This is a genomic window from Blastococcus sp. SYSU DS0533, from assembly GCF_054050775.1.
Map to the genome: position 1 here is coordinate 194,403 of NZ_JBJGZZ010000003.1, position 20,200 is coordinate 214,602.

Genomic DNA, 20,200 nt, shown 5'->3' on the forward strand with positions numbered 1-20,200 from the left:
GTGCCCGCCCCGCCCGGCCGTCTGGCATCATGGTCGGTCGAACACGGCGTCGGCGGCCCTCTCACCGGTGACGTGCGTGTCCCTGGCTCCGCCCCGGCGTACCCCCACACGTCGCTCCGGCGAGCACCCGAAACGCGTTCGAGGAGAACCCCACACACCGTGGCCACCAAGATCAAGCTCATGCGCCTGGGCAAGATGCGCGCCCCGTACTACCGCATCGTCGTCGCCGACTCCCGCACCAAGCGGGACGGTCGCTCGATCGAGACGATCGGCAAGTACCACCCGAAGGAGGACCCCTCCTTCATCGAGGTCGACAGCGAGCGGGCGCAGTACTGGCTGGGTGTCGGCGCGCAGCCGACCGAGGCCGTCGCCGCCATCTTCCGCGTGACCGGTGACTGGCAGAAGTTCAAGGGCGAGCCGGCCCCGGCCCCCATGAAGGTCGCCGCGCCGAAGCCGGACAAGAAGGCCCTCTACGAGGAGGCCGTCCGGGCGGGCATGGACGAGCCGGCCGCCGGCGCCACCACCCCGAAGAAGAAGGCCGCCCCCAAGGCCGAGGCCCCCGCGGCGGACGCCGCCGAGGCCGCTCCGGCCGAGACGCCGGCCGAGTAAGACGTGCTCGAAGAAGCGCTCGAGCACCTGGTCAGGGGCATCGTCGACAACCCCGACGACGTCACCGTCGACCTGCTCACCAACCGCCGCGGCAAGACCCTCGAGGTCCGGGTGCACCCCGACGACCTCGGCAAGGTCATCGGCCGCGGCGGGCGCACCGCCAAGGCGCTGCGCCAGGTGATGACCGGGGTCGGCGGACGGGGCCTGCGGGTCGACGTCGTCGACACCGACGGGCGCTGAGCACCGGCTCCTTTGAGCACCGGGAACGAATCCACCGACACCGTGGTGGTCGGCCGCATCGGCCAACCCCACGGTGTCCGTGGTCTGGCCACCGTCGAGGTGCGCACCGACGACCCGGAGGGGCGCTTCGCCCCCGGGGCGGTGCTGCTCACCGAGCCGGCCGAGCGCGGCCCGCTGACCGTCGTGGACCGGCGGTGGCACAGCGGCACGCTGCTGCTGCAGCTCGCCGGGCCCGACGGCGGCGTCTACGACGTGCGCGAGGCCGTCGACGAGTTGCGCAACACCCTCCTGCTGGTCCGGGTCGCCGACCTGCCCGAGCTCGACGACCCCGAGTCCTACTACGACCACCAGCTCGTCGGCCTGGCCGCCCGGTTCCCCGACGGGACGGCGCTCGGCGAGGTCACCGCCGTCCGCCACGAGGCGCAGGACCTGCTGGTCGTCCGCCGGGTCGAGGGTGGAGACGCCCTGATCCCGTTCGTGACGGCGATCGTGCCGACCGTCGACGTCGCCGGCGGCTTCGTGGTGATCGACCCGCCCGAGGGGCTGCTCGACCTGTGAGCGAACAGGGACGTGAGCATCTCAGCGAGGAACGAGCGAGGCGCGGAGCGGCCCGCGGTAGCGAACCCGAGGCGCCGACTTTCCGGATCGACGTCGTCACGATCTTCCCGGAGTACCTGGCGCCGCTGCGCCAGTCGCTGCTGGGCAAGGCGATCGAGCGGGGGCTGGTCACCGTCGGCGTGCACGACCTGCGGCAGTGGACCGACGACGTGCACCGCACCGTCGACGACGCCCCCTACGGCGGGGGCCCCGGCATGGTCATGAAGCCCGAGCCGTGGGGTCGGGCGCTCGACGCCGTCCGCCCACCCGGCACCCGGCTGGTGGTCCCCACCCCCGCCGGGCGCCCGTTCACCCACGCGATGGCGGCGGAGTGGGCGGCCGAGCCCGGCCTGGTCTTCGCCTGCGGTCGCTACGAGGGCATCGACCAGCGGGTCGCCGACTGGGCTGCCGACGCCGGCCCGGTCTCCGAGGTCTCCATCGGCGACTACGTGCTGGCCGGCGGCGAGTCCGCCGTGCTCGTGATGACCGAGGCCGTCACCCGGCTCATCCCGGGTGTGCTGGGCAACCGGGAGTCCGCCGAGCTCGACTCGCACGCCGACGGGCTGCTCGAGGGTCCCTCCTACACCCGCCCGGCGAACTGGCGGGGCCACGAGGTGCCGCCGGTGCTGCTGTCGGGCGACCACGCGGCGATCGCGCGCTGGCGGCGCGCGGAGTCGCTGCGTCGCACCGCCGCCCGCCGTCCCGACCTGCTGGCAGCCCTGCCCGAGGACGCGCTCACCGACGCCGAACGGACGGCGCTGGCCGGTGGGTGAGCGGCCGGTGCAGCGGACGACGGCGCGCGTCGTCGTCCTCGACCCCGACGGCCGGGTCCTGCTGCTCGGCGCCCGCCTGCCCGACCCCTCCGTGCCGCCCGGTGAGGTGCTGTTCTGGTACACGCCCGGCGGGGGAGTGGAGGACGGCGAGACGCTGCGCGCGGCCGCCGTCCGGGAGCTCGCCGAGGAGATCGGGCTGCACGTCGAGCCGGCCGCGCTGGAGGGCCCGGTGTGGCTGCGCCGGCACGTCGGCCCGTTCGGCGCACAGGTCTTCGACACCCGCGAGACGTTCTTCGTGCTGCGCGACGTCGTCCACGACGTGGTCCCCGGGGCGCTGACCGAGCTCGAGGTGCTGGCCGACGAGCCGCACCGGTGGTGGACGCCGGGCGAGCTGGCGGCGGGCGAGGCCTTCGTCCCGGCCGACCTCCCCGCCCTGGTGGCGGAGCTCCGGGCGGGACCGTGGACGGGGCCGCCGCGCATCGTCGCCTGAGGATGTGGCACAGTAGAGAGTCGCTGCTGACCGACGGCCGGGCTGTCGGGAGCTCCGCACCGGAGCCGCAGCTCCCCGGAACGGACAGCCGGGGCAAGCCGCTGTCCGGACCGAGAACGAGCCACCTGAGACTGAGGACTGCCGAGATGAACACCCTGGACGCACTCGACGCCGACTCGTTGCGCGACGACATCCCCTCGTTCCGCCCGGGTGACACCGTCAAGGTGCACGTCCGCGTCATCGAGGGCAACCGCTCGCGCATCCAGGTCTTCCAGGGCGTCGTCATCCGCCGTCAGGGCGGGGGCATCCGCGAGACCTTCACCGTGCGCAAGGTCAGCTTCGGTGTCGGGGTCGAGCGCACCTTCCCGGTGCACACCCCGGTCGTCGAGAAGATCGAGGTGCTGACCCGCGGTGACGTGCGTCGCGCCAAGCTGTACTACCTCCGCGAGCTGCGCGGCAAGGCCGCCAAGATCAAGGAGAAGCGCGAGACCGTCGCGCGCTGACCTCTCCGCGAGGACACGTCTGCAGCCGGCCTGACCGGCTGGAACCCGGCGGGCCCCCCGCGCCGTACGCTGGCTCCCGATGAGCAGCGACCGGCCCGGGGGGCCCGCCGACGTCGTCCCAGGCGAGCCCGACGAACCCGACGACAGCACGGGAGCCGCGCCGGCGGCCGACGCTCCCCGGCGGCGCCGGAAGGACGACGCGAAGAAGGGCTCGCTGCTGCGCGAACTGCCCGTCCTGCTGCTGATCGCCTTCGTGCTCGCCCTGGTCGTCAAGACGTTCTTCGTGCAGGCGTTCTTCATCCCGTCCGGGTCGATGGAGCAGACCCTGCACGGGTGCACCGGGTGCACCGGTGACCGGGTGCTGGTCAACAAGGTGCCCTACTGGTTCGGCGAGCCCGAGCCCGGCGACATCGTGGTCTTCCGCGGCCCCGACACCTGGACGCCGGAGATCGCGGTCGAGGAGCCGGACAACTGGTTCACCGGCGCCCTGCTGTGGCTGGGCCGCACGATCGGCGTCGCGCCCCCCAGCGAGGACGACTTCGTCAAGCGGGTCATCGCCACCGAGGGGCAGACCGTGCAGTGCTGCGACGTCGACGGCAGGGTCACCGTCGACGGCGAACCGCTCGACGAGCCCTACATCTACGAGGACACGCCCATCGAGAGCCGGCCGTTCGGCCCGGTGACCGTGCCCGAGGGCCGGCTGTGGGTCATGGGTGACCACCGGTCGGCGTCGGCGGACTCCCGCTCGCACGTGGGGGACCAGTACGCGGGCACCATCGCCGTCGACGACGTGATCGGCAAGGCGGCGGTCATCGTCTGGCCGCTGGACCGGTTCGGGCTGCTGGGCTCACCCGACATCCAGGGCGTCGAGGCCGGCGGGGCCGCGCCGCCGGTCGCACCCGGGGGCGCGGTCGGCCCGGCCGGCGCGGTGGCGGTGCTGCCCTACGCGGCCGGGCTGGCCGGGGTTGTGCCGCTCACCGCCTGGCGCCGGAGGTCCCGGGGTGCCGCGCCGTCCTGGTGACGGTCACCCGTTACGGGTGTGATCCGCAGACATGCCCGAAATGGTCCGGACAACTGCGGAAAGAAATGTCGGAAAAGCATTCAAGCAACCGTTTCACCCTTCCGATGGACTGATTGCACGTTCCCGGAAGTGAAACGGAGTCAGTTGTGTCTGCACCCATGGCGAGCACCGCGCGCGGCATCACCCGCGTGCTCCTCCTCGCCGACGCGCCCGTCCTGCGCCGGGGGCTGGTGAGCATGATCAACGAGACCGCCGGCATGCAGGCGGTCGGCACCCCCGGCGAGTTGCGGCGGGCTCTCGCGCTGGTCGAGACCGCCCGCCCCGACGCCGTCGTGGTGGAGCTGGGCTCCGGCCGGGCGGCCACGCTGAACGCTTGCCGGGACCTGCGGCGTCGCTTCCCCCGGGTGGCGATCGTCGCGCTGGCCACCTCCGAGGACCCGGCCGTGGTCAACGAGGCACTCGCCGCCGGCATCCGTGGTTACCTCATGATCAACACGTCGCCGACCCTCCTCGGCTGGGCGATCCTGGCCGCCCGTGCCGGGCGGACCGTGGTCGACCCGCAGATCCGCCGGGTGGAGCCTTCCGCGGTGCCTGCGGCCAAGCCGTTCACCCCCGAGGTGCCGCTGACCCGCCGCGAGCAGGATGTCCTCGACGAGCTCCTCCAGGGCCAGTCGAACCGGCAGATCGGCCGCAACCTCTTCATCAGCGAGGACACCGTCAAGTCCCACGTCAAGGCCATCCTGCGCAAGCTGGGGGCCCGCGACCGGGCGCACGCCGTCTCCCTCGTCCTGTCCAACCGCACCCCGGGCTGCAGCTGCGGCGCGCACCCGGAGCCGGCCGGGTCGCCCGAGGCGACCGCCGACCTCTGACCCGATCCTCCGTCGGCTCCGCAGGCCGGCTCCCGTTCCCGGGGGCCGGCCTGCGGGGCGTCCGGGGGGCGGTCGTGGTGTCACCGCGCCGTCGTACTGTCGTGCGGCGATGTCCGCTCGTCCCACCTCCACCCGTTCCTCGCCGGCGGTCCGTGCCCGGCGCACCCTCGCCGACGACCGCCCCGACGCGCTCTGGGACATGGAGCGCGCGCTGCGCCGGCGCGGGTTCGAGGCGATCGCCGGGGCCGACGAGGCGGGGCGGGGCGCGTGCGCCGGGCCGCTGGTCGCCGCGGCGTGCATCCTGCCCGCCGGACGCCGGGGCCGGGTGCCGGGGCTGGCCGACTCCAAGCTGCTCACCGCGGCCGCCCGGGAGCGGGCCTACGACGAGATCGTCGACCGCGCGGTGGCGTGGTCGGTCGTCGTCCTGCCCGTGGACGACCTCGATGCGCGGGGCATGCACGTGACGAACATCGAGGCGCTGCGCCGCGCGGTCTGCACGCTCGACCCCGGCCCGGACTACGTACTGACCGACGGCTTCCCCGTCCCCGGGCTCGCCCGCCCGGGGTTGGCCGTGTGGAAGGGCGACCGGGTGGCCGCCTGCGTGGCCGCAGCCTCGGTGCTGGCCAAGGTGACGCGGGACCGCATCATGCTGGAGCTGCACGAGCGCTGGCCGGAGTACGACTTCGCGGGCCACAAGGGCTACATCACCGACGTGCACACGGCTGCGCTGGAGCGCCACGGACCCTGCCCCGCGCACCGGATGCGCTTCGTGAACGTGCGGAGCGCCCGCGATGCGCACGCCGCGCGGGCCACCCACCTGACCGGCTCGGGCCCCATGGTCGATGATGGGGCCATGCGCCCTGCGTCCCGAGCCCTGATGAGCACCGAGGACCGATGAGCACCGAGGACCTCGAGAAGTACGAGACCGAGATGGAGCTGCAGCTCTATCGCGAGTACCGGGACATCGTCCGGCAGTTCACCTACGTGGTGGAGACCGAGCGCCGGTTCTACCTGGCCAACTCCGTGGACCTGCAGGTGCGCGAGGCCGGGGGAGAGGTCTTCTTCGAGCTGAAGCTCTCCGACGCCTGGGTGTGGGACATGTACCGGCCCGCCCGGTTCGTGCGGAACGTGCGGGTGCTGACGTTCAAGGACGTCAATGTCGAGGAGCTCGACAAGCCCGACCTGGAGCTCCCGGACGGCCCCCGGCTGCCCTAGCCGTCCACACCTCTCGGCGTCGTCCACAGATGGCCGCTCCGGCTGGGCCGGCCGGACCGGTGGCGGCACGGTCGGGGAGTGCCTCCCACCACCGACCTCGGCGCCCGCGGTGAACGCATCGCCGTCGCCTACCTGACCGACGCCGGCCTGCGCGTCCTCGACCGCAACTGGCGCTGCCGCGAGGGCGAGCTCGACCTCGTCGCGCGCGACGGCGACGCCCTCGTCTTCTGCGAGGTGAAGACCCGGCGGGGCACCGGCTACGGCCACCCCGTCGAGGCGGTCACGCCCGCCAAGCGGCGCCGGATCCGGGTGCTGGCGCAGCGCTGGCTGGCCGCGCACGACCACCACGCGCCCGAGGTGCGCTTCGACGTGGTGGGCGTGCTGGTGCGCCCGGAGCGCCCGGCGGTCGTCACGCACCTGCGGGGAGCGTTCTCGTGACGCTCGCCCGCACGTGGTCGGTGGGGCTCGCCGGGGTCCGCGGCGCCATGGTCGAGGTGGAGGTGGACATCGCCGTCGGGCTGCCCGGTGTGGCGCTCGTCGGGCTGCCCGACGCGGTGGTCCGCCAGTCGGTCGACCGGGTGCGCGCCGCGATCGCCAACGCCGGCGGCGAGTTCCCCGTCCGCCGGGTGACCATCGGGCTCTCGCCGGCGTCGATGCCCAAGCAGGGCAGCGGCTTCGACCTCGCCCTGGCCGCCGCCGTGCTCGCCGCCTCGGGCGCGGTGCCCGAGGCGGCCGTCGACCGGCTGGTGCTGCTGGGCGAGCTCGGGCTGGACGGCTCGGTGCGGGCGATCCGCGGGGTCCTGCCCGCCGTGCTCGCGGCGGCGCGGGCCGGTCACGACCAGGTCGTCGTCCCGGCGGCCAACGCGGCCGAGGCCGCCCTGGTCGACCGCGTCGAGGTGCTCGCCGTCGCCACCCTCACCCAGCTCGTCGCCCACCTGAAGGGCGCGGACCGGCTGACGGCGCACGTCCGGGGTGCGCAGCCTGCCCAGCCGCCGGTCCCCGACCTCGGGGACGTCGTCGGGCAGGCCGCCGGCCGGCGGGCGGTGGAGGTCGCCGCCGCCGGTGGGCACCACCTCTACCTCGCCGGGCCGCCCGGGGCCGGGAAGACGATGCTCGCCGAGCGGCTCCCCGGCCTGCTGCCGCCGCTGGACGAGGAGGCGGCGCTGGAGGTCACCGCCATCCACTCCATCGCGGGCACCCTGCCGCCCGAAGCGCCGCTGGTCACCCGGGCGACCTTCGAGGCGCCGCACCACTCAGCGACCATGGCCGCGCTGATCGGCGGTGGCTCGGGCCAGATCCGGCCCGGCGCGCTGTGCCGGGCGCACCGCGGCGTCCTCTTCCTCGACGAGGCGCCCGAGTTCCCGCGGGCGGTGCTCGACAGCCTCCGCCAGCCGCTGGAGCGCGGGCAGGTCACCATCCAGCGGGCCGCGGGCGCCGCCACGTTCCCGTGCCGGGCGCAGCTGGTGCTGGCCGCCAACCCCTGCCCGTGCGCGACCGCCGCGGGTGACACCGCCTGCACCTGCAGCCCGCTGGAGCGGCGGCGCTACCAGGCGCGCCTCTCCGGGCCGCTGCTGGACCGGGTGGACCTGCGGGTCGAGCTGCCGCCGGTCACCCGCGCGGCCTGGCTCGACGGCCTCCCGGAGCCGGAGTCCACCGCGGTGGTCGCGGCCCGGGTGGCGCGGGCACGGGCGGTGGCGCGGACGCGGTTGGCAGGTACCGGGCTGGCCCTCAACAGCGAGGTCCCCGGTCGCCTTCTCCGCGACCGGTTCGCCGCTCCGCGGGCGTCGCTGCGGCTGGCGGAGCGGGCGCTGGAGCGGGGGTCGATCTCGGTGCGCGGGTTCGACCGGGTGGTGCGCGTGGCGTGGACGATCGCCGACCTGGCCGGTCGGGCCGTGCCGTCGGCGGACGACGTCGCCGAGGCGCTGGGCATGCGGCTGCAGCGGGCCGCGGCGTGACCACACTCGAGGAGGACCTGGAGGACGCCGCCGCGGGGCCGCGGGAGGGCGGCGTGGTCCACCCGGGGCTGCGGCGGGCACGGGCGTGGCTGAGCCGGGCGGTGGAGCCGGGCACCGTCGACCTCTGGCGCTACCTGGAGGACGTCGGCCCGGTCGAGGCCGTGCGGCGGCTGCGGGCGGGGACCGCGCCGGCCGGCATCCGGTCGCTGGTCGGCGCCAGGGTGGCGGAGGACGCCACCCTCGGCGACCTCCGCCGGGCCGAGCGGTGCGGTGCCCGGCTCGTCGCGCCCGAGGACGACGAGTGGCCCGACCACCAGCTCCACGCGCTGACCGTCGCGGTCGCCGACGAGCCGTTCGAGCGGCGGGACCAGAGCGACCGCACGCGGGCGCTGGTCCCCCCGGTCGCGCTGTGGGTGCGCGGTGCGGCCCGTCTCGACGAGCTGACCGAGCGCTCGGTCGCCGTGGTCGGTGCCCGCGCGTCCAGCGCCTACGGCGAGCACGTGGCCGGGGAGCTGGGGCACCAGCTCGGCGAGCGCGGGTGGACCGTCGTCTCCGGTGGCGCCTTCGGCATCGACGGGGCCGCCCACCGCGGGGCGCTGGCCGCGGAGGCGCCCACGATCGCGGTGCTCTCCTGCGGGGTGGACCGCCCCTACCCGGCGGGCAACGGCGCCCTCTTCCACCGGATCGCCGAGACCGGCCTGCTGGTGAGCGAGTGGCCGCCCGGATGCGCCCCGCTGCGCCACCGCTTCCTCGTCCGCAACCGCCTCATCGCGGCCCTGACACGGGGGACGGTGGTCGTGGAGGCGGCTGCCCGGTCGGGCGCGCAGGCCACGGCGCACCGTGCGCAGAAGCTCGGCCGCCCGGTCATGGTGGTGCCCGGGCCGGTGACCAGCGCGCTGTCGGTGGGCTGCCACGAGCTGCTGCGCGACGAGCAGGTCGGGGCTGTCCTGGTGACGTCCGCCGCCCAGGTCGTCGAGGCGGTCGGCCGCATCGGCGACGACCTCGCCCCGCCGGTCGAGCGCCCGGTCTCGCCGCGGGACGGGCTCTCCGACGTCGCGTCCCGCGTCCTCGATGCCTGCCCGGTGCGCAGCGGCGTCGGCCCCGAGCGGCTGGCCCGGAGCGCGGGCTGCGACGTCCTCGACGTGCTCCGGGTGCTGCCGGCCCTGGAGCTGGCGCAGCTGGTCGAGTGGACCGGCACCGGCTGGCGGTTGGCCCCGCCGCCGAAGCCACCCGGCGCGGCGGCTTGACCGGCGCACGGAGCCGACGGACGGTGCCTCCGTGGCCACGCCCAGCACCGACGAGGTCCGCGCCGGGCTCCCGGCCGCGCTGGCCGAGGCGCTGGCCGGCTTCGAGGAGCACCTGACCGGGCAGCGCGACCTCTCGGCGAACACCGTCCGCAGCTACGTGGGGGACGTGGCCCGGCTGCTGGACCACCTCGCCCGCCGCAGCGGCACGCAGCCGCACGACCTCGACCTCGCCGCACTGCGCAGCTGGCTCGCCCAGGGGCGCACCCGCGGGCACAGCCGCTCGACCACCGCCCGGCACGCCTCCGCGGCGCGGTCGTTCACCGCCTGGCTGCGGCGGGCCGGCCTCACCCCCGAGGACGTCGGCCAGCGCCTGGTGAGCCCGAAGGCGCGCCGCACCCTGCCCGACGTGCTGGCGCCCGAGCAGGCGAGGGCGCTGGTCGAGACCGCGGCGGGAGCCGAGGAGCCGGTGCAGCTCCGCGACGCGGTCGTGCTCGAGCTGCTCTACGCCAGCGGCATCCGGGTGAGCGAACTGGTCGGCCTGGACGTCGACGACGTCGACCGCGGACGGCGGCTGCTGCGCGTCCTCGGCAAGGGGCGCAAGGAGCGCAGCGTGCCGTACGGCGTCCCCGCCGAGCGAGCGCTGGAGGCCTGGCTGACCCGCGGGCGGCCGGCCCTGGCCCGCTCGGACTCGGGGCCGGCGCTGCTCCTCGGCCTGCGGGGCGGCCGGCTCGACGCCCGCGAGGCCCGCCGCACCGTGCACGCGGCGACGGCCGGTGTCCCGGGCGCACCGGACATCGGGCCGCACGGCCTGCGGCACTCCGCCGCGACCCACGTCCTGGAGGGCGGCGCGGACCTGCGTTCCGTACAGGAGCTGCTCGGCCACGCTAGCCTCGCGACGACACAGATCTACACGCACGTGACGGTCGAGCGGCTCCGTGCGGTCCACGCCCAGGCGCACCCCCGTGCCTGAGGTGCGCGGCCGGGTGGCGGGTTCGGCGGCGGCAGTCAGGACCACGCGGGACCACGGACGGTGCCCGCGCAGCACGACCGAGGAGCGCGACCGTGTCTGAGGCAACCATCCATCGCATCGACGAGTCCGGTGAGGACGCCGATGCCCTGCTGGCCGACCTGTGGGCACGGTACGTCGAGGGTCGGGACGCCGGCCTGCGCGACCGGCTGATCCTCCACTACGCACCGCTGGTGAAGTACGTCGCCGGCCGGGTGGGCAGCGGCCTGCCCGCGCACGTCGAGCAGGCCGACCTCGTCTCCTACGGCACCTTCGGGCTGATCGACGCCATCACCCGTTTCGAGCCCACCCGTGAGGTCAAGTTCGAGAGTTACGCGATGGCGCGCATCCGGGGGGCGATCATCGACGAGCTGCGCAACACCGACTGGATCCCGCGGTCGGTCCGCGTCAAGGCGCGCGCGTTCGAGCGCACCGTCGCGGAGCTGGAGAGCACGCTGCACCGGACGCCGACCGACGAAGAAGTCGCCGCGGCGATGGGCATGGACGTCGAGGACATCCGGAAGTTCCTCGGCCAGCTCTCCCTGGTCAACGTCGTCGCCCTCGACGAGCTGCTCACCGACGACGAGGGCGGCTCCCCGCGCCTCGGCGACACCCTGCAGGACCCCAGCGCGCTCGACCCGCAGGCCATGGCCGAGCACGGCGAGGCGCGCCAGCTGCTGGCGCGTGCTGTCGAGCAGCTGCCCGAGCGGGAGAAGGTCGTCGTCTCGCTCTACTACTTCGAGGGGCTGACGCTCGCCGACATCGGCCGTGTCCTCGGGGTGACCGAGAGCCGGATCTGCCAGCTGCACACCAAGGCGGTGCTGCACCTGCGCACCAAGCTCGCCGACATCGCCTGACGCCGGGCACCGAAGCCGAACGGGAGGGGCGCTCAGCCGTTCCGGTCGTCGTCCGGGCGGGGGCCCAGCAGCGGCTGCGTGCCCGGCGGGTTGCGGTGCCCCTCCTGCCAGGGCAGCCGGCCGGTGGAGTCCGGCCAGATCAGCTGCAGGGCGTCCACGGTGCCGTGGAGCTCCTCGACCACGGTGAGGCGTGCGGTCTCCTCGACGCGGAGGAAGACCACGGGGGAGTCCTCGTCGGTCAGCGCCGTCGTGGCGGTGCCCGGCGCGAAGCGGGCCCCGGCCCGGACGGCCTCACCCACCAGGTTCAGGTACTTCTCCGCGGCCGGGAAGGGCAGCCCCACCACGATGACCTCCGGGTGCTCCCAGGCGGCCAGCCCCACGGTGTACGAGTAGCGCGGCTCGCCGGGGGTGCCGCCACCGTGCAGCACCGCCCAGCCGAACTCGTCGATCACCCGGCGCAGGCCGCCCAGCACCTGGTCGGCGTCCTGCTCGCCCTCGATCGCCGGGGCCTCGATCGCCGGGGCCTCGATGGCCTGAGCCCCGACCGGCTCCCCTTCGACCGGTCGCGCCTGGGCCTCGACCGGTCGCGCCTGGGCCTCGACCGGTTGCCGGCCCTTCGTCCCGGCACCGGCCTGCTCGGCACCGGTGGGCTCGCCGGAGCCCGGCTTCGCGGCTCGCTTGCGTCGGAATCGCACACCGCGACGGTAGCGCCGGGCTGCCGGGTCGTCGGGCATCCACACCCGCCCGGTACGCACGTTGTGTCATCGGGCGTTCACCGCTTGTGGTCCACCACCGGCAGTTCCGGCGAGGGGGAGCAGCCGCACCCGCGGGGGTCGGAGCAGCGACATGGGGTCGACGTAGGCCTCGCCGCGGCGCGCCCCCCAGTGCAGGCAGGCGGCGACCGGGCACCCGCCGTGGCCGGGTTCCAGCACGCCGAGCGGTTCGCCGAGGCGGACTGCTCGGCCGGTGCCCACCGCCGGCCTGACGGGTTCGTACGTCGTCCGCAGCCCATCCGGGTGGTCGACGCTGAGCACCGGCCGCCCGGCGACCATCCCGGCGAAGACGACGACCCCGTCGCCGGCCGCCAGCACGGGGGAGCCGGGCGTCGCCGCCAGGTCGACCCCGCGGTGCCCGGGCCCGTACGGGTGCGGAGGGGGCTCGAACGGGCGGGCCACCACCGGCTCGCCGGGGAGCGGAGCACTCCAGGACGCCTCGGGTGCGCGTGCCCCGGCGGTGGTCGGCGAAGCCGTGGCGGGGACGCCGCCGGCCAGCACGACCAGTCCGAGGAGCAGGGCGGCCAGCGGCCGGAGGTGCAGGCGCATGCCCCGATGCTGGCGGCGGGCGGCGCGCCGCGAAGGGGTCGGCCCGGATGTGTGGACGCCCGGGTCGGTTGTGGAGGGCCGCTGGCGCGCCCGGGCCCGAGGACCGGGCCACCACGCAGAGCGCCACGGCGCAGGCCACGCCGACGCTGACCAGCACCGGGCCCGCGGGGGCGGGCGGCCCGCGCGGCCGGACCGGGAGGGCGGCCTGCCACGGGCGCGGCCCGCCGACCGGCGGGACGAGGGCTGTCTGTGGACGCGTATGCTGTCCGGTGCGACCCGTGCGAACGGGTCGACTTCGCGCGTCCTCTTCCCGTCGATCGACGGGGCAGTCGCCACCTCGGTCCCGGCCCAGCCGGGTCGGTGGCGCCGCAGGACGCCAGGGCGGTGCACCACCCGGTGCCCGCGACAACCGGAATCCGCGCGGCCCCGGTCGCGCGCGAGAAGCAGAGAGGCTGCGATATGGCAGTCGTCAGCATGAAGCAGCTGCTCGACAGCGGCGTCCACTTCGGGCACCAGACCCGTCGCTGGAACCCGAAGATGAAGCGCTTCATCTTCACCGAGCGCAACGGCATCTACATCATCGACCTGCAGCAGACGCTGGGGTACATCGACTCGGCGTACGAGTTCGTCAAGCAGACCGTGGCCCACGGTGGCTCGATCCTGTTCGTCGGCACGAAGCGCCAGGCGCAGGAGGTCGTCGCCGAGCAGGCGACCCGCGTCGGCATGCCCTACGTGAACCAGCGCTGGCTGGGCGGCATGCTCACCAACTTCCAGACCGTCCACAAGCGGCTCCAGCGCCTCAAGGAGCTCGAGGACATGGAGCAGACCGGCGTGCTGGTCAGCCTCTCCAAGAAGGAGCAGCTGGTCCTCAGCCGGGAGAAGGCCAAGCTCGAGCGCAGCCTCGGCGGTATCCGCGACATGCAGAAGGTGCCCAGCGCCATCTGGATCGTGGACACCAAGAAGGAGCACATCGCCGTCGGCGAGGCCCGCAAGCTCAACATCCCGGTCGTCGCGATCCTGGACACCAACTGCGACCCCGACGAGGTCGACTACAAGATCCCGGGCAACGACGACGCGATCCGCAGCATCACCGTGCTGACCCGGGTCATCGCCGACGCCGTGGCCGAGGGGCTCATGGCCCGGTCGGCCGCGCAGGCCAACGCCGGTCGCGAGGCCGGCGAGGAGGCCGTCGGCGCCGGCGAGCCGCTGGCCGACTGGGAGCGCGAGCTGCTGACCGGCGGCACCGCCGACGAGCAGGCCGCTGCCACCCCGCTGCCCGAGACCCCGGCCGAGCCGCCGGCGGTCACCGCGAACGAGGTCGCCCCGGTCGAGGGCGTGCCCGCCACCACCGGTGGCAAGGAGACCCTCGAGTCCTGACGGTCGCGCGCCGTCCCGCCCGGTGGCGGGCGGGACGGCGCCACCGCCAGACCTTCGCTGATCGCCCCACCGACAGACCAAGAGGAAAAGACATGCCTGCCTTCACCGCAGCCGACGTCAAGCGTCTTCGCGACGCCACCGGCGCCGGCATGATGGACTGCAAGAAGGCCCTGACCGAGGCCGACGGCGACTACGACAAGGCCGTCGAGCTGCTGCGCGTCAAGGGCGCCAAGGACGTCGGCAAGCGCCTGGAGCGCTCGACGACCAACGGTGTCGTCGTGAGCAAGGACGGCGCCCTGCTCGAGCTCGACTGCGAGACCGACTTCGTCGCCAAGAACGCCGACTTCGTCGCGCTGGCCGAGCGGCTGATCGACATCGGCCTGCAGAGCAAGCCGGCCGACGCCGAGGCGCTGCTCGCCACCGAGGTCGACGGCCGGACCGTCGCCGCGCTGATCGAGGCCGAGTCGGCTCGCATCGGCGAGAAGCTGGTCCTCAGCCGGTTCGTCGCGTTCGAGGGCACCACCGCCACCTACCTGCACAAGCGGGCCACCGACCTGCCCCCGGCCATCGGTGTCGCCGTGCAGTACACCGGTGGCAACGAGGACGCCGCCCGCAGCCTGGCGATGCACATCGCCGCCGCGCGGCCGCGCTACCTCACCCGTGACGAGGTCCCGGCCGAGGCGGTCGAGACCGAGCGCCGTGTCGCCGAGCAGACGGCCAAGGAGGAGGGCAAGCCCGAGCAGGCGATCGCCAAGATCGTCGAGGGTCGGGTCAACGCCTACTACAAGGACTTCGTCCTGCTCGAGCAGCCGTCGATCACCGAGCCCAAGCGCACGGTCAAGCAGATCGTCGACGAGGCCGGCCTGACCGTGGAGCGCTTCGCCCGCTTCGAGGTCGGCCAGGCCTGAGCCGCACCCGGTACCGATGACCGGCCCCGTTCCCCTGTGGGACGGGGCCGGTCGTCTGTGCGGACGCCTCCGCTCAGCAGGAGCCGGCCGCCGGTATCCGGCAGGATCACCCACCGACAGCCCCCACCGACACCACCCCAGGGATGAAAACGTTGACCGAGACGACCGCGCCGCTGTCCGCCCCCACCGCCTTCCAGCCCGCCGACGGGAGCGGCTACCAGCGCGTGCTGCTGAAGCTCTCGGGTGAGTCCTTCGGCGGCGGCAAGGTCGGTGTCGACGCCGACATCGTCAAGGGCATCGCGGAGCAGCTCGCGGAGGTCGTCGATCGGGGCACCCAGGTCGCCGTCGTCATGGGTGGCGGCAACTTCTTCCGCGGCGCGGAGCTCTCCCAGGCCGGCATGGACCGCACCAAGGCCGACTACATGGGCATGCTCGGCACGGTCATGAACTGCCTCGCGCTGCAGGACTTCTGCGAGAAGGCGGGGCTGGAGACGAGGGTGCAGTCGGCGATCACGATGGGACAGGTCGCCGAGCCCTACATCCCGCGCAAGGCGATCCGGCACCTGGAGAAGGGGCGGCTGGTCATCTTCGGCGCCGGCGCCGGGATGCCCTACTTCTCGACCGACACCGTCGCCGCGCAGCGCGCGCTGGAGATCGAGTGCCAGGTGCTGCTCATGGGCAAGAACGGTGTCGACGGCGTCTACGACGACGACCCGCGCACCAACCCCGACGCCGTCATGTACCGCGACCTGGACTACGCGACGGTGCTGGCCAAGCAGCTCAAGGTCGCGGATGCCACGGCTATCAGCCTCTGCATGGACAACCGCATGCCGATCGTGGTGTTCGACCTGCTGAGCGACGGCAACATCGCCCGCGCCACCGCAGGTGAGAGGATCGGCACGCTGATCAGCCAGCCGGCCTGAGACCGGCAGCACCGATCGGGGTACAGACGAGGACGCCGGCGGGACGAGAACCGCCGCAGGAGGGACAACCCGTGATCGACGACACCCTGCTCGACGCCGAGGAGCGCATGGACAAGGCTCTCTCGGTGGCGCGGGAGGACCTGGGCTCCGTCCGCACCGGCCGGGCCACGCCCTCGATGTTCAGCAAGATCATGGTCGACTACTACGGGGCCTACACCCCCGTGCCGCAGATGGCCTCGATCACCGTGCCCGAGGCGCGCATGGCGGTCATCAAGCCCTACGACATGAGCCAGCTGACGGCCATCGAGCGGGCCATCCGCGACAGCGACCTGGGCGTCAACCCGACCAACGACGGCCAGATCCTGCGAGTGGTCTTCCCGCAGCTCACCGAGGAGCGCCGGCGCGACCTGGTGAAGCAGGCCCGCGCCAAGGGCGAGGACGCCAAGGTCGCGATCCGCAACATCCGCCGGCGTGCCAAGGAGGAGCTCGACCGCATCGCCAAGGACGGCGAGGCGGGCGAGGACGACGTGCGCCGGGCCGAGAAGGAGCTCGACGACCTCACCGCGCAGCACGTCGCGCAGGTCGACGAGGCGATGAAGAACAAGGAGACCGAGCTGCTCGAGGTCTGACCGCAGCTCGGCCGCCGTTCCCATGACACGTCCTCCCGCCGACCGTCCCGGTTCCTCGCGCCCGGAGGGGCAGCCGTCGCCCCGGGTCGCCGAGCCGCGCGCGGGTGGGCACCGGCGGGGCGACGACACCGGCCCGGTGCCGGTCGCGGCCTCGCGCCCGCTTCCGCCGCTCCCGTCCCGCGCGCCGGTCCCGGTTCCCGACGACCCCGCACCCGCCGATGACGACGTCCCCACGGCGACGGCTGTGCCGCTGCCCGACGCGGTCGCGCAGCTGCCGACCACGGAGCAGCCGGTGAGCCGCGCCGGGCGGAACCTGCGCGCGGCGATCGGCGTCGGCGTGGGGCTGGTCGCGGTCATCCTGCTGTCGCTGTTCGTCTGGCGCCCGGCGTTCCTGGGCGTCCTGGTCGTGGCGATCCTCGTCGCCGTCGTCGAGCTCACGCGGGCGCTGGGGAAGGGCGGGTTCTCCGCACCGCTGGTCCCGCTCCTCGTGGGCGCCCTGGCCATGGAGGCGCTCGCCTGGACGCGCGGCCCCACCGGGCTGCTGACCGGCTTCTTCCTCACCGCGCTCGCCGTGCTGCTGTGGCGGCTGGCGGCCGGCCCGGTCGGCTACCGCAGGGACGCTGCCGCGGGGGTGCTGACCGCCCTCTACGTGCCCTTCCTGGCCGGTTTCGCCGTGCTGCTGCTGGTGCCCGAGGACGGCGCCGTGCGGGTGCTCGCGTTCATGGCCACCGTCATCGCCAGCGACGTCGGCGGCTACGCGGCGGGCGTGCTCTTCGGCAGGCACCCGATGGCGCCGTCGATCAGCCCCAAGAAGTCCTGGGAGGGCATGGCCGGGTCCGTGTTCACCTGCATGCTGGTGGCCACCCCGATCCTCGTCCTCGGCCTGGACGCACCGTGGTGGGGCGGGCTGGTGTTCGGTGCTGCGCTCGCCGTCTCGGCGACGATCGGCGACCTCGCCGAGTCGCTGATCAAGCGCGACCTCGGCATCAAGGACATGGGTGACCTGCTGCCCGGCCACGGCGGGATCATGGACCGGCTGGACTCGCTGCTGCCCTCCGCGGCCGCGGCCTACCTGCTGCTGACGGTGCTCGCGCCGGTCTAGGCGGGCCGGTCCACCGACCAGGTCGAGCCCAGCACGGCGAACCCCCGCCGGGCGTACCAGTGCCGCGGCCAGTCGTCGCCCGCGGCCTCGAGCACGACCAGGTCGCAGCCGGCGGCCGCGGCCAGCTCCAGCACCCGGGCGAGCACCGCGTCGCCGTACCCGCGCCCGCGGGCGTCCGGATCGGTCATCACCGACTCCACCGCCGCGGTCGCGCCGTCCACCCGCAGCTGCGCCGCGGCCACGACCCGGCCGTGCTCGCGCACCACCACGTCGGTCACCGCGACCACCCGGTCGTTGAGCTCCTCCCGGCCGATCAGCTGCCGGACCACCGGCCCCAGCCGGTCGCCGAGGGAGGCGAGGTCCCGGCGCCAGCCCCGGTCCCACAGGTCGTGGACCTCCCGCTGGTCCACCACCTCCGCGCGGACGGACGTCAGCGGCACCGGGAGGTCCGCGGGCCGCCCCATGAGGACGAGCTCCTCGGCGTTCCACCCGCCGGTGGCGAGCTCACCGGCCACGGACCCGGCGCCGGCCCAGGTCAGGAGGGCCGCCAGGTGCGGCCAGCCGGCGTTGCCCCCGACCTGCTCGGCGGCGGCCTCGACGGCCGCGGCGGTCACCGGCCGGGTGAGGACCAGCCGGTTGTTGTCCCTCGAGTGCGGGAGGTCGGGGTCCAGCACGGCCACCCCGCCGGGGACGTCCCCCACCTCCACCGCACGGCGGACCGGCACCGACGTGTACAGCGCCACCGCCCGGGCGAGCGCGTCGCCGGGCCCGGGAAACTCCACCGGCGCCGGCGGCCGGTAGGGAAGGACCGCCACGACCGACGACGTCGGCAGCGGGCCGTGCAGGTGCGGGAACAGCGATCCCGCCGGGTCGTCCGGGTGCCCGGCTTCCCACCGCACCGGCGCGGGGAGGCGCGCGGGGTCGACGACGAGCAGCGCGAGGTCGCGGCGGCCGGGGAAGAGCCGCTGCGCGGGGAGGTGCACCTGCCCGGGCGCGGAGAGGTGCACGAACCCCTCGGCCGCCGGGGCGACCGCACCGGTGCGGAGCGCGGCTCGCCACGCGGGCGGCTCGACCAGGTGCAGGAGGACGCCGTCGGTCACCCTGCCATCCTCCCTGGGTGCACGAGGACGAACTGCCCGGCCCCACGGACTGGGGCTCGACGATCGGCGTCGGACCGTGGGAGGGCCCGTGGCCGGCCGATCCCCGGTACGACCCACATCTGCTCGCCGAGGGCGACCGGCGCAACGTCGTCGACCGCTACCGCTACTGGACGGTCGAGGCGATCGTCGCCGACCTCGACCGGCGCCGGCACCCCTTCCACGTCGCCATCGAGAACTTCGGCCACGACCTCAACATCGGGACGGTGGTGCGCACCGCGAACGCGTTCCTCGCCGCCGAGGTGCACGTGGTGGGCCGGCGGCGCTGGAACCGGCGCGGGGCGATGGTCACCGACCGGTACCAGCACCTGCGCCACCACCCGGACGTCGAGGGACTGCTGGGCTTCGCGTCCGAGCAGGGCCTGACCGTCGTCGCCGTCGACAACGGACCGGGCGCCGTCCCCCTGGAGACCGCCGAGCTGCCGCGGCGCTGCGTGCTGCTGTTCGGCCAGGAGGGGCCGGGGCTGACGGGGGAGGCGCGCGCCGGCGCGGCCATGACGGTCTCCATCGCCCAGTTCGGCTCGACCCGGTCGATCAACGCCGGGGTGGCCGCCGGCATCGCCATGCACGCCTGGGTGCGGCGGCACGCCGACCTCGGCGCCGCGCGCTAGTCCCCGTCGAGCGGCGGGTCGGGGTCGATGCCCCGGGCGTGCAGCGCCGCCTCCACCGCCTCGCAGACCGTGCGGACGACGGCGACCCGCGCCCACCGCTTGTCCTCGGCGGGGACGACGTGCCACGGCGCCACCTCGGTGTGGGTGCGCTCGAGCATCTCCTCGACGGCGGACTCGTACTCGCCGCGCTTCTCCCGGTTGCGCCAGTCCTCGTCGGTGAGCTTCCACGCCTTGTAGGGGTTCGCCCGACGGGACTCGAAGCGACGCAGCTGCTCGTCGGGGGAGAGGTGCATCCAGAACTTCACCAGCACCGTCCCCTCGGCGGCCAGCGAGGTCTCCAGGTCGACGATCTCCTGGTACGCGCGCCGCCAGGCCTCCTCCGAGGCGAACCCCTCCACCCGCTCGACCAGCACCCGGCCGTACCAGGACCGGTCGAGCACGGCCATGCCGCCCCAGCCGGGGAGCACCGGCCAGAAGCGCCACAGGAAGTGGTGCCGCTTCTCGTCGCGGGTGGGGGCGGCGAACTGGGCGACCCGGACGTGGCGGGGGTCCAGCTCGCCGACCAGCCGCTGGATGGCGCCGCCCTTGCCCGACGCGTCCCAGCCCTCGAAGAGCACCAGCAGCGGGGGGCCGAGCTCACCCGGGCCGATCTGCCCGCCCAGCAGCAGCCGCAGGTGGACCAGCCGCTCCTGCGCGGCGGCCAGCTGCTTCCTGGCCTCCTTCTTGCTCAGGTGGAGGCTCAGGTCGACGTCGTCCAGCCGGCTCATGCCCCCAGACACTGCCAGGGAT

General features: G+C 74.4%; 25 protein-coding genes. 21 read left to right on the forward strand and 4 right to left on the reverse strand.

Annotated elements, in window-relative coordinates; all coding sequences use genetic code 11:
* The first annotated feature begins 159 nt into the window (after window positions 1–159).
* The 15 genes from rpsP (at window position 160) to whiG (ending at window position 11,382) form a co-directional block, all read left to right on the forward strand.
* Window positions 160–609 (forward strand): 30S ribosomal protein S16, encoded by a 450-nt coding sequence (gene rpsP / locus ACI79W_RS05795; protein WP_456561118.1) that lies wholly within the window; start codon window positions 160–162, stop codon window positions 607–609.
* Between the two features lie 3 nt (window positions 610–612).
* The gene (locus tag ACI79W_RS05800; protein ID WP_091933685.1) at window positions 613–849 is read left to right on the forward strand and encodes an RNA-binding protein; all 237 of its coding nucleotides are present in this window, start codon (window positions 613–615) and stop codon (window positions 847–849) included.
* 12 nt (window positions 850–861) lie between these two features.
* Window positions 862–1,407 carry a ribosome maturation factor RimM gene (gene rimM / locus ACI79W_RS05805; RefSeq protein ID WP_456561119.1) on the forward strand — a complete coding sequence of 182 codons (546 nt, stop codon included), beginning with the start codon at window positions 862–864 and terminating at the stop codon, window positions 1,405–1,407.
* The gene (gene trmD / locus ACI79W_RS05810; RefSeq protein ID WP_456561120.1) at window positions 1,404–2,219 is read left to right on the forward strand and encodes a tRNA (guanosine(37)-N1)-methyltransferase TrmD; all 816 of its coding nucleotides are present in this window, start codon (window positions 1,404–1,406) and stop codon (window positions 2,217–2,219) included. The genes rimM and trmD overlap by 4 nt, the downstream gene beginning before the upstream one ends.
* Entirely contained in the window at window positions 2,212–2,709 is a 498-nt protein-coding gene (locus ACI79W_RS05815; RefSeq protein ID WP_456561121.1) for an NUDIX hydrolase, read from the forward strand. The genes trmD and ACI79W_RS05815 overlap by 8 nt, the downstream gene beginning before the upstream one ends.
* Before the next feature lie 146 nt (window positions 2,710–2,855).
* Window positions 2,856–3,212 carry a 50S ribosomal protein L19 gene (rplS, locus tag ACI79W_RS05820; protein ID WP_091933693.1) on the forward strand — a complete coding sequence of 119 codons (357 nt, stop codon included), beginning with the start codon at window positions 2,856–2,858 and terminating at the stop codon, window positions 3,210–3,212.
* Between the two features lie 79 nt (window positions 3,213–3,291).
* Complete coding sequence (lepB, locus tag ACI79W_RS05825; protein ID WP_456561122.1) at window positions 3,292–4,233, forward strand: signal peptidase I; 942 nt, start codon at window positions 3,292–3,294, stop codon at window positions 4,231–4,233.
* A 158-nt stretch (window positions 4,234–4,391) separates the two neighbouring features.
* Window positions 4,392–5,102 carry a LuxR C-terminal-related transcriptional regulator gene (locus ACI79W_RS05830; protein WP_456561123.1) on the forward strand — a complete coding sequence of 237 codons (711 nt, stop codon included), beginning with the start codon at window positions 4,392–4,394 and terminating at the stop codon, window positions 5,100–5,102.
* Window positions 5,103–5,211: 109 nt separating this feature from the next.
* A complete protein-coding gene (locus ACI79W_RS05835; RefSeq protein WP_456561124.1) occupies window positions 5,212–6,000 on the forward strand; it encodes a ribonuclease HII in 789 nt (262 codons plus the stop codon).
* Window positions 5,997–6,317, forward strand: coding sequence for a DUF2469 domain-containing protein (locus ACI79W_RS05840; RefSeq protein WP_029432918.1), 321 nt, complete (start codon window positions 5,997–5,999; stop codon window positions 6,315–6,317). The genes ACI79W_RS05835 and ACI79W_RS05840 overlap by 4 nt, the downstream gene beginning before the upstream one ends.
* Before the next feature lie 78 nt (window positions 6,318–6,395).
* Complete coding sequence (locus ACI79W_RS05845) at window positions 6,396–6,755, forward strand: YraN family protein (RefSeq protein ID WP_456561125.1); 360 nt, start codon at window positions 6,396–6,398, stop codon at window positions 6,753–6,755.
* Window positions 6,752–8,272: a YifB family Mg chelatase-like AAA ATPase gene (locus ACI79W_RS05850; protein ID WP_456561126.1), complete on the forward strand. Its 1,521-nt coding sequence runs from the start codon at window positions 6,752–6,754 to the stop codon at window positions 8,270–8,272. The genes ACI79W_RS05845 and ACI79W_RS05850 overlap by 4 nt, the downstream gene beginning before the upstream one ends.
* Window positions 8,269–9,519: a DNA-processing protein DprA gene (gene dprA, locus ACI79W_RS05855; RefSeq protein ID WP_456561127.1), complete on the forward strand. Its 1,251-nt coding sequence runs from the start codon at window positions 8,269–8,271 to the stop codon at window positions 9,517–9,519. The genes ACI79W_RS05850 and dprA overlap by 4 nt, the downstream gene beginning before the upstream one ends.
* A 31-nt stretch (window positions 9,520–9,550) precedes the next feature.
* Window positions 9,551–10,489 carry a tyrosine recombinase XerC gene (locus tag ACI79W_RS05860; protein WP_456561128.1) on the forward strand — a complete coding sequence of 313 codons (939 nt, stop codon included), beginning with the start codon at window positions 9,551–9,553 and terminating at the stop codon, window positions 10,487–10,489.
* A gap of 92 nt (window positions 10,490–10,581) precedes the next feature.
* Window positions 10,582–11,382 (forward strand): RNA polymerase sigma factor WhiG, encoded by an 801-nt coding sequence (whiG, locus tag ACI79W_RS05865; protein ID WP_456561129.1) that lies wholly within the window; start codon window positions 10,582–10,584, stop codon window positions 11,380–11,382.
* Window positions 11,383–11,414: 32 nt separating this feature from the next.
* On the opposite strand, the gene ACI79W_RS05870 is transcribed toward whiG, so the two are convergent.
* Together ACI79W_RS05870 and ACI79W_RS05875 are read right to left on the reverse strand one after the other, a co-directional pair.
* Entirely contained in the window at window positions 11,415–12,077 is a 663-nt protein-coding gene (locus tag ACI79W_RS05870) for a DUF4262 domain-containing protein (RefSeq protein ID WP_456561130.1), read from the reverse strand.
* Between the two features lie 66 nt (window positions 12,078–12,143).
* Window positions 12,144–12,704 (reverse strand): M23 family metallopeptidase, encoded by a 561-nt coding sequence (locus tag ACI79W_RS05875; protein ID WP_456561131.1) that lies wholly within the window; start codon window positions 12,702–12,704, stop codon window positions 12,144–12,146.
* Window positions 12,705–13,163: 459 nt separating this feature from the next.
* On the opposite strand from ACI79W_RS05875, the gene rpsB reads away from it, so the two are divergent.
* The 5 genes from rpsB (at window position 13,164) to ACI79W_RS05900 (ending at window position 17,643) form a co-directional block, all read left to right on the forward strand.
* Complete coding sequence (rpsB, locus tag ACI79W_RS05880; protein WP_456561132.1) at window positions 13,164–14,081, forward strand: 30S ribosomal protein S2; 918 nt, start codon at window positions 13,164–13,166, stop codon at window positions 14,079–14,081.
* A gap of 92 nt (window positions 14,082–14,173) precedes the next feature.
* Window positions 14,174–14,989 carry a translation elongation factor Ts gene (gene tsf / locus ACI79W_RS05885; RefSeq protein ID WP_456561133.1) on the forward strand — a complete coding sequence of 272 codons (816 nt, stop codon included), beginning with the start codon at window positions 14,174–14,176 and terminating at the stop codon, window positions 14,987–14,989.
* Window positions 14,990–15,132: 143 nt separating this feature from the next.
* On the forward strand, window positions 15,133–15,912 hold the full coding sequence (gene pyrH / locus ACI79W_RS05890; protein ID WP_456561134.1) for a UMP kinase: 780 nt from the start codon (window positions 15,133–15,135) through the stop codon (window positions 15,910–15,912).
* A gap of 71 nt (window positions 15,913–15,983) precedes the next feature.
* Entirely contained in the window at window positions 15,984–16,541 is a 558-nt protein-coding gene (gene frr / locus ACI79W_RS05895) for a ribosome recycling factor (protein WP_456561135.1), read from the forward strand.
* A gap of 244 nt (window positions 16,542–16,785) precedes the next feature.
* Window positions 16,786–17,643 carry a phosphatidate cytidylyltransferase gene (locus ACI79W_RS05900; protein WP_456561136.1) on the forward strand — a complete coding sequence of 286 codons (858 nt, stop codon included), beginning with the start codon at window positions 16,786–16,788 and terminating at the stop codon, window positions 17,641–17,643.
* Here the strand turns inward: ACI79W_RS05900 and ACI79W_RS05905 are convergent.
* Entirely contained in the window at window positions 17,640–18,743 is a 1,104-nt protein-coding gene (locus tag ACI79W_RS05905; RefSeq protein ID WP_456561137.1) for a GNAT family N-acetyltransferase, read from the reverse strand. The genes ACI79W_RS05900 and ACI79W_RS05905 overlap by 4 nt on opposite strands.
* 17 nt (window positions 18,744–18,760) lie before the next feature.
* Here ACI79W_RS05905 and ACI79W_RS05910 point away from each other — a divergent pair, with 17 nt between their 5' ends.
* Window positions 18,761–19,411, forward strand: coding sequence for a TrmH family RNA methyltransferase (locus ACI79W_RS05910; RefSeq protein ID WP_456561138.1), 651 nt, complete (start codon window positions 18,761–18,763; stop codon window positions 19,409–19,411).
* Here ACI79W_RS05910 and ACI79W_RS05915 read toward each other — a convergent pair.
* Window positions 19,408–20,178 (reverse strand): polyphosphate kinase 2 family protein, encoded by a 771-nt coding sequence (locus ACI79W_RS05915; RefSeq protein WP_456561139.1) that lies wholly within the window; start codon window positions 20,176–20,178, stop codon window positions 19,408–19,410. The two genes, ACI79W_RS05910 and ACI79W_RS05915, sit on opposite strands and share 4 nt — an antisense overlap.
* Between the last annotated feature and the right edge of the window lie 22 nt (window positions 20,179–20,200).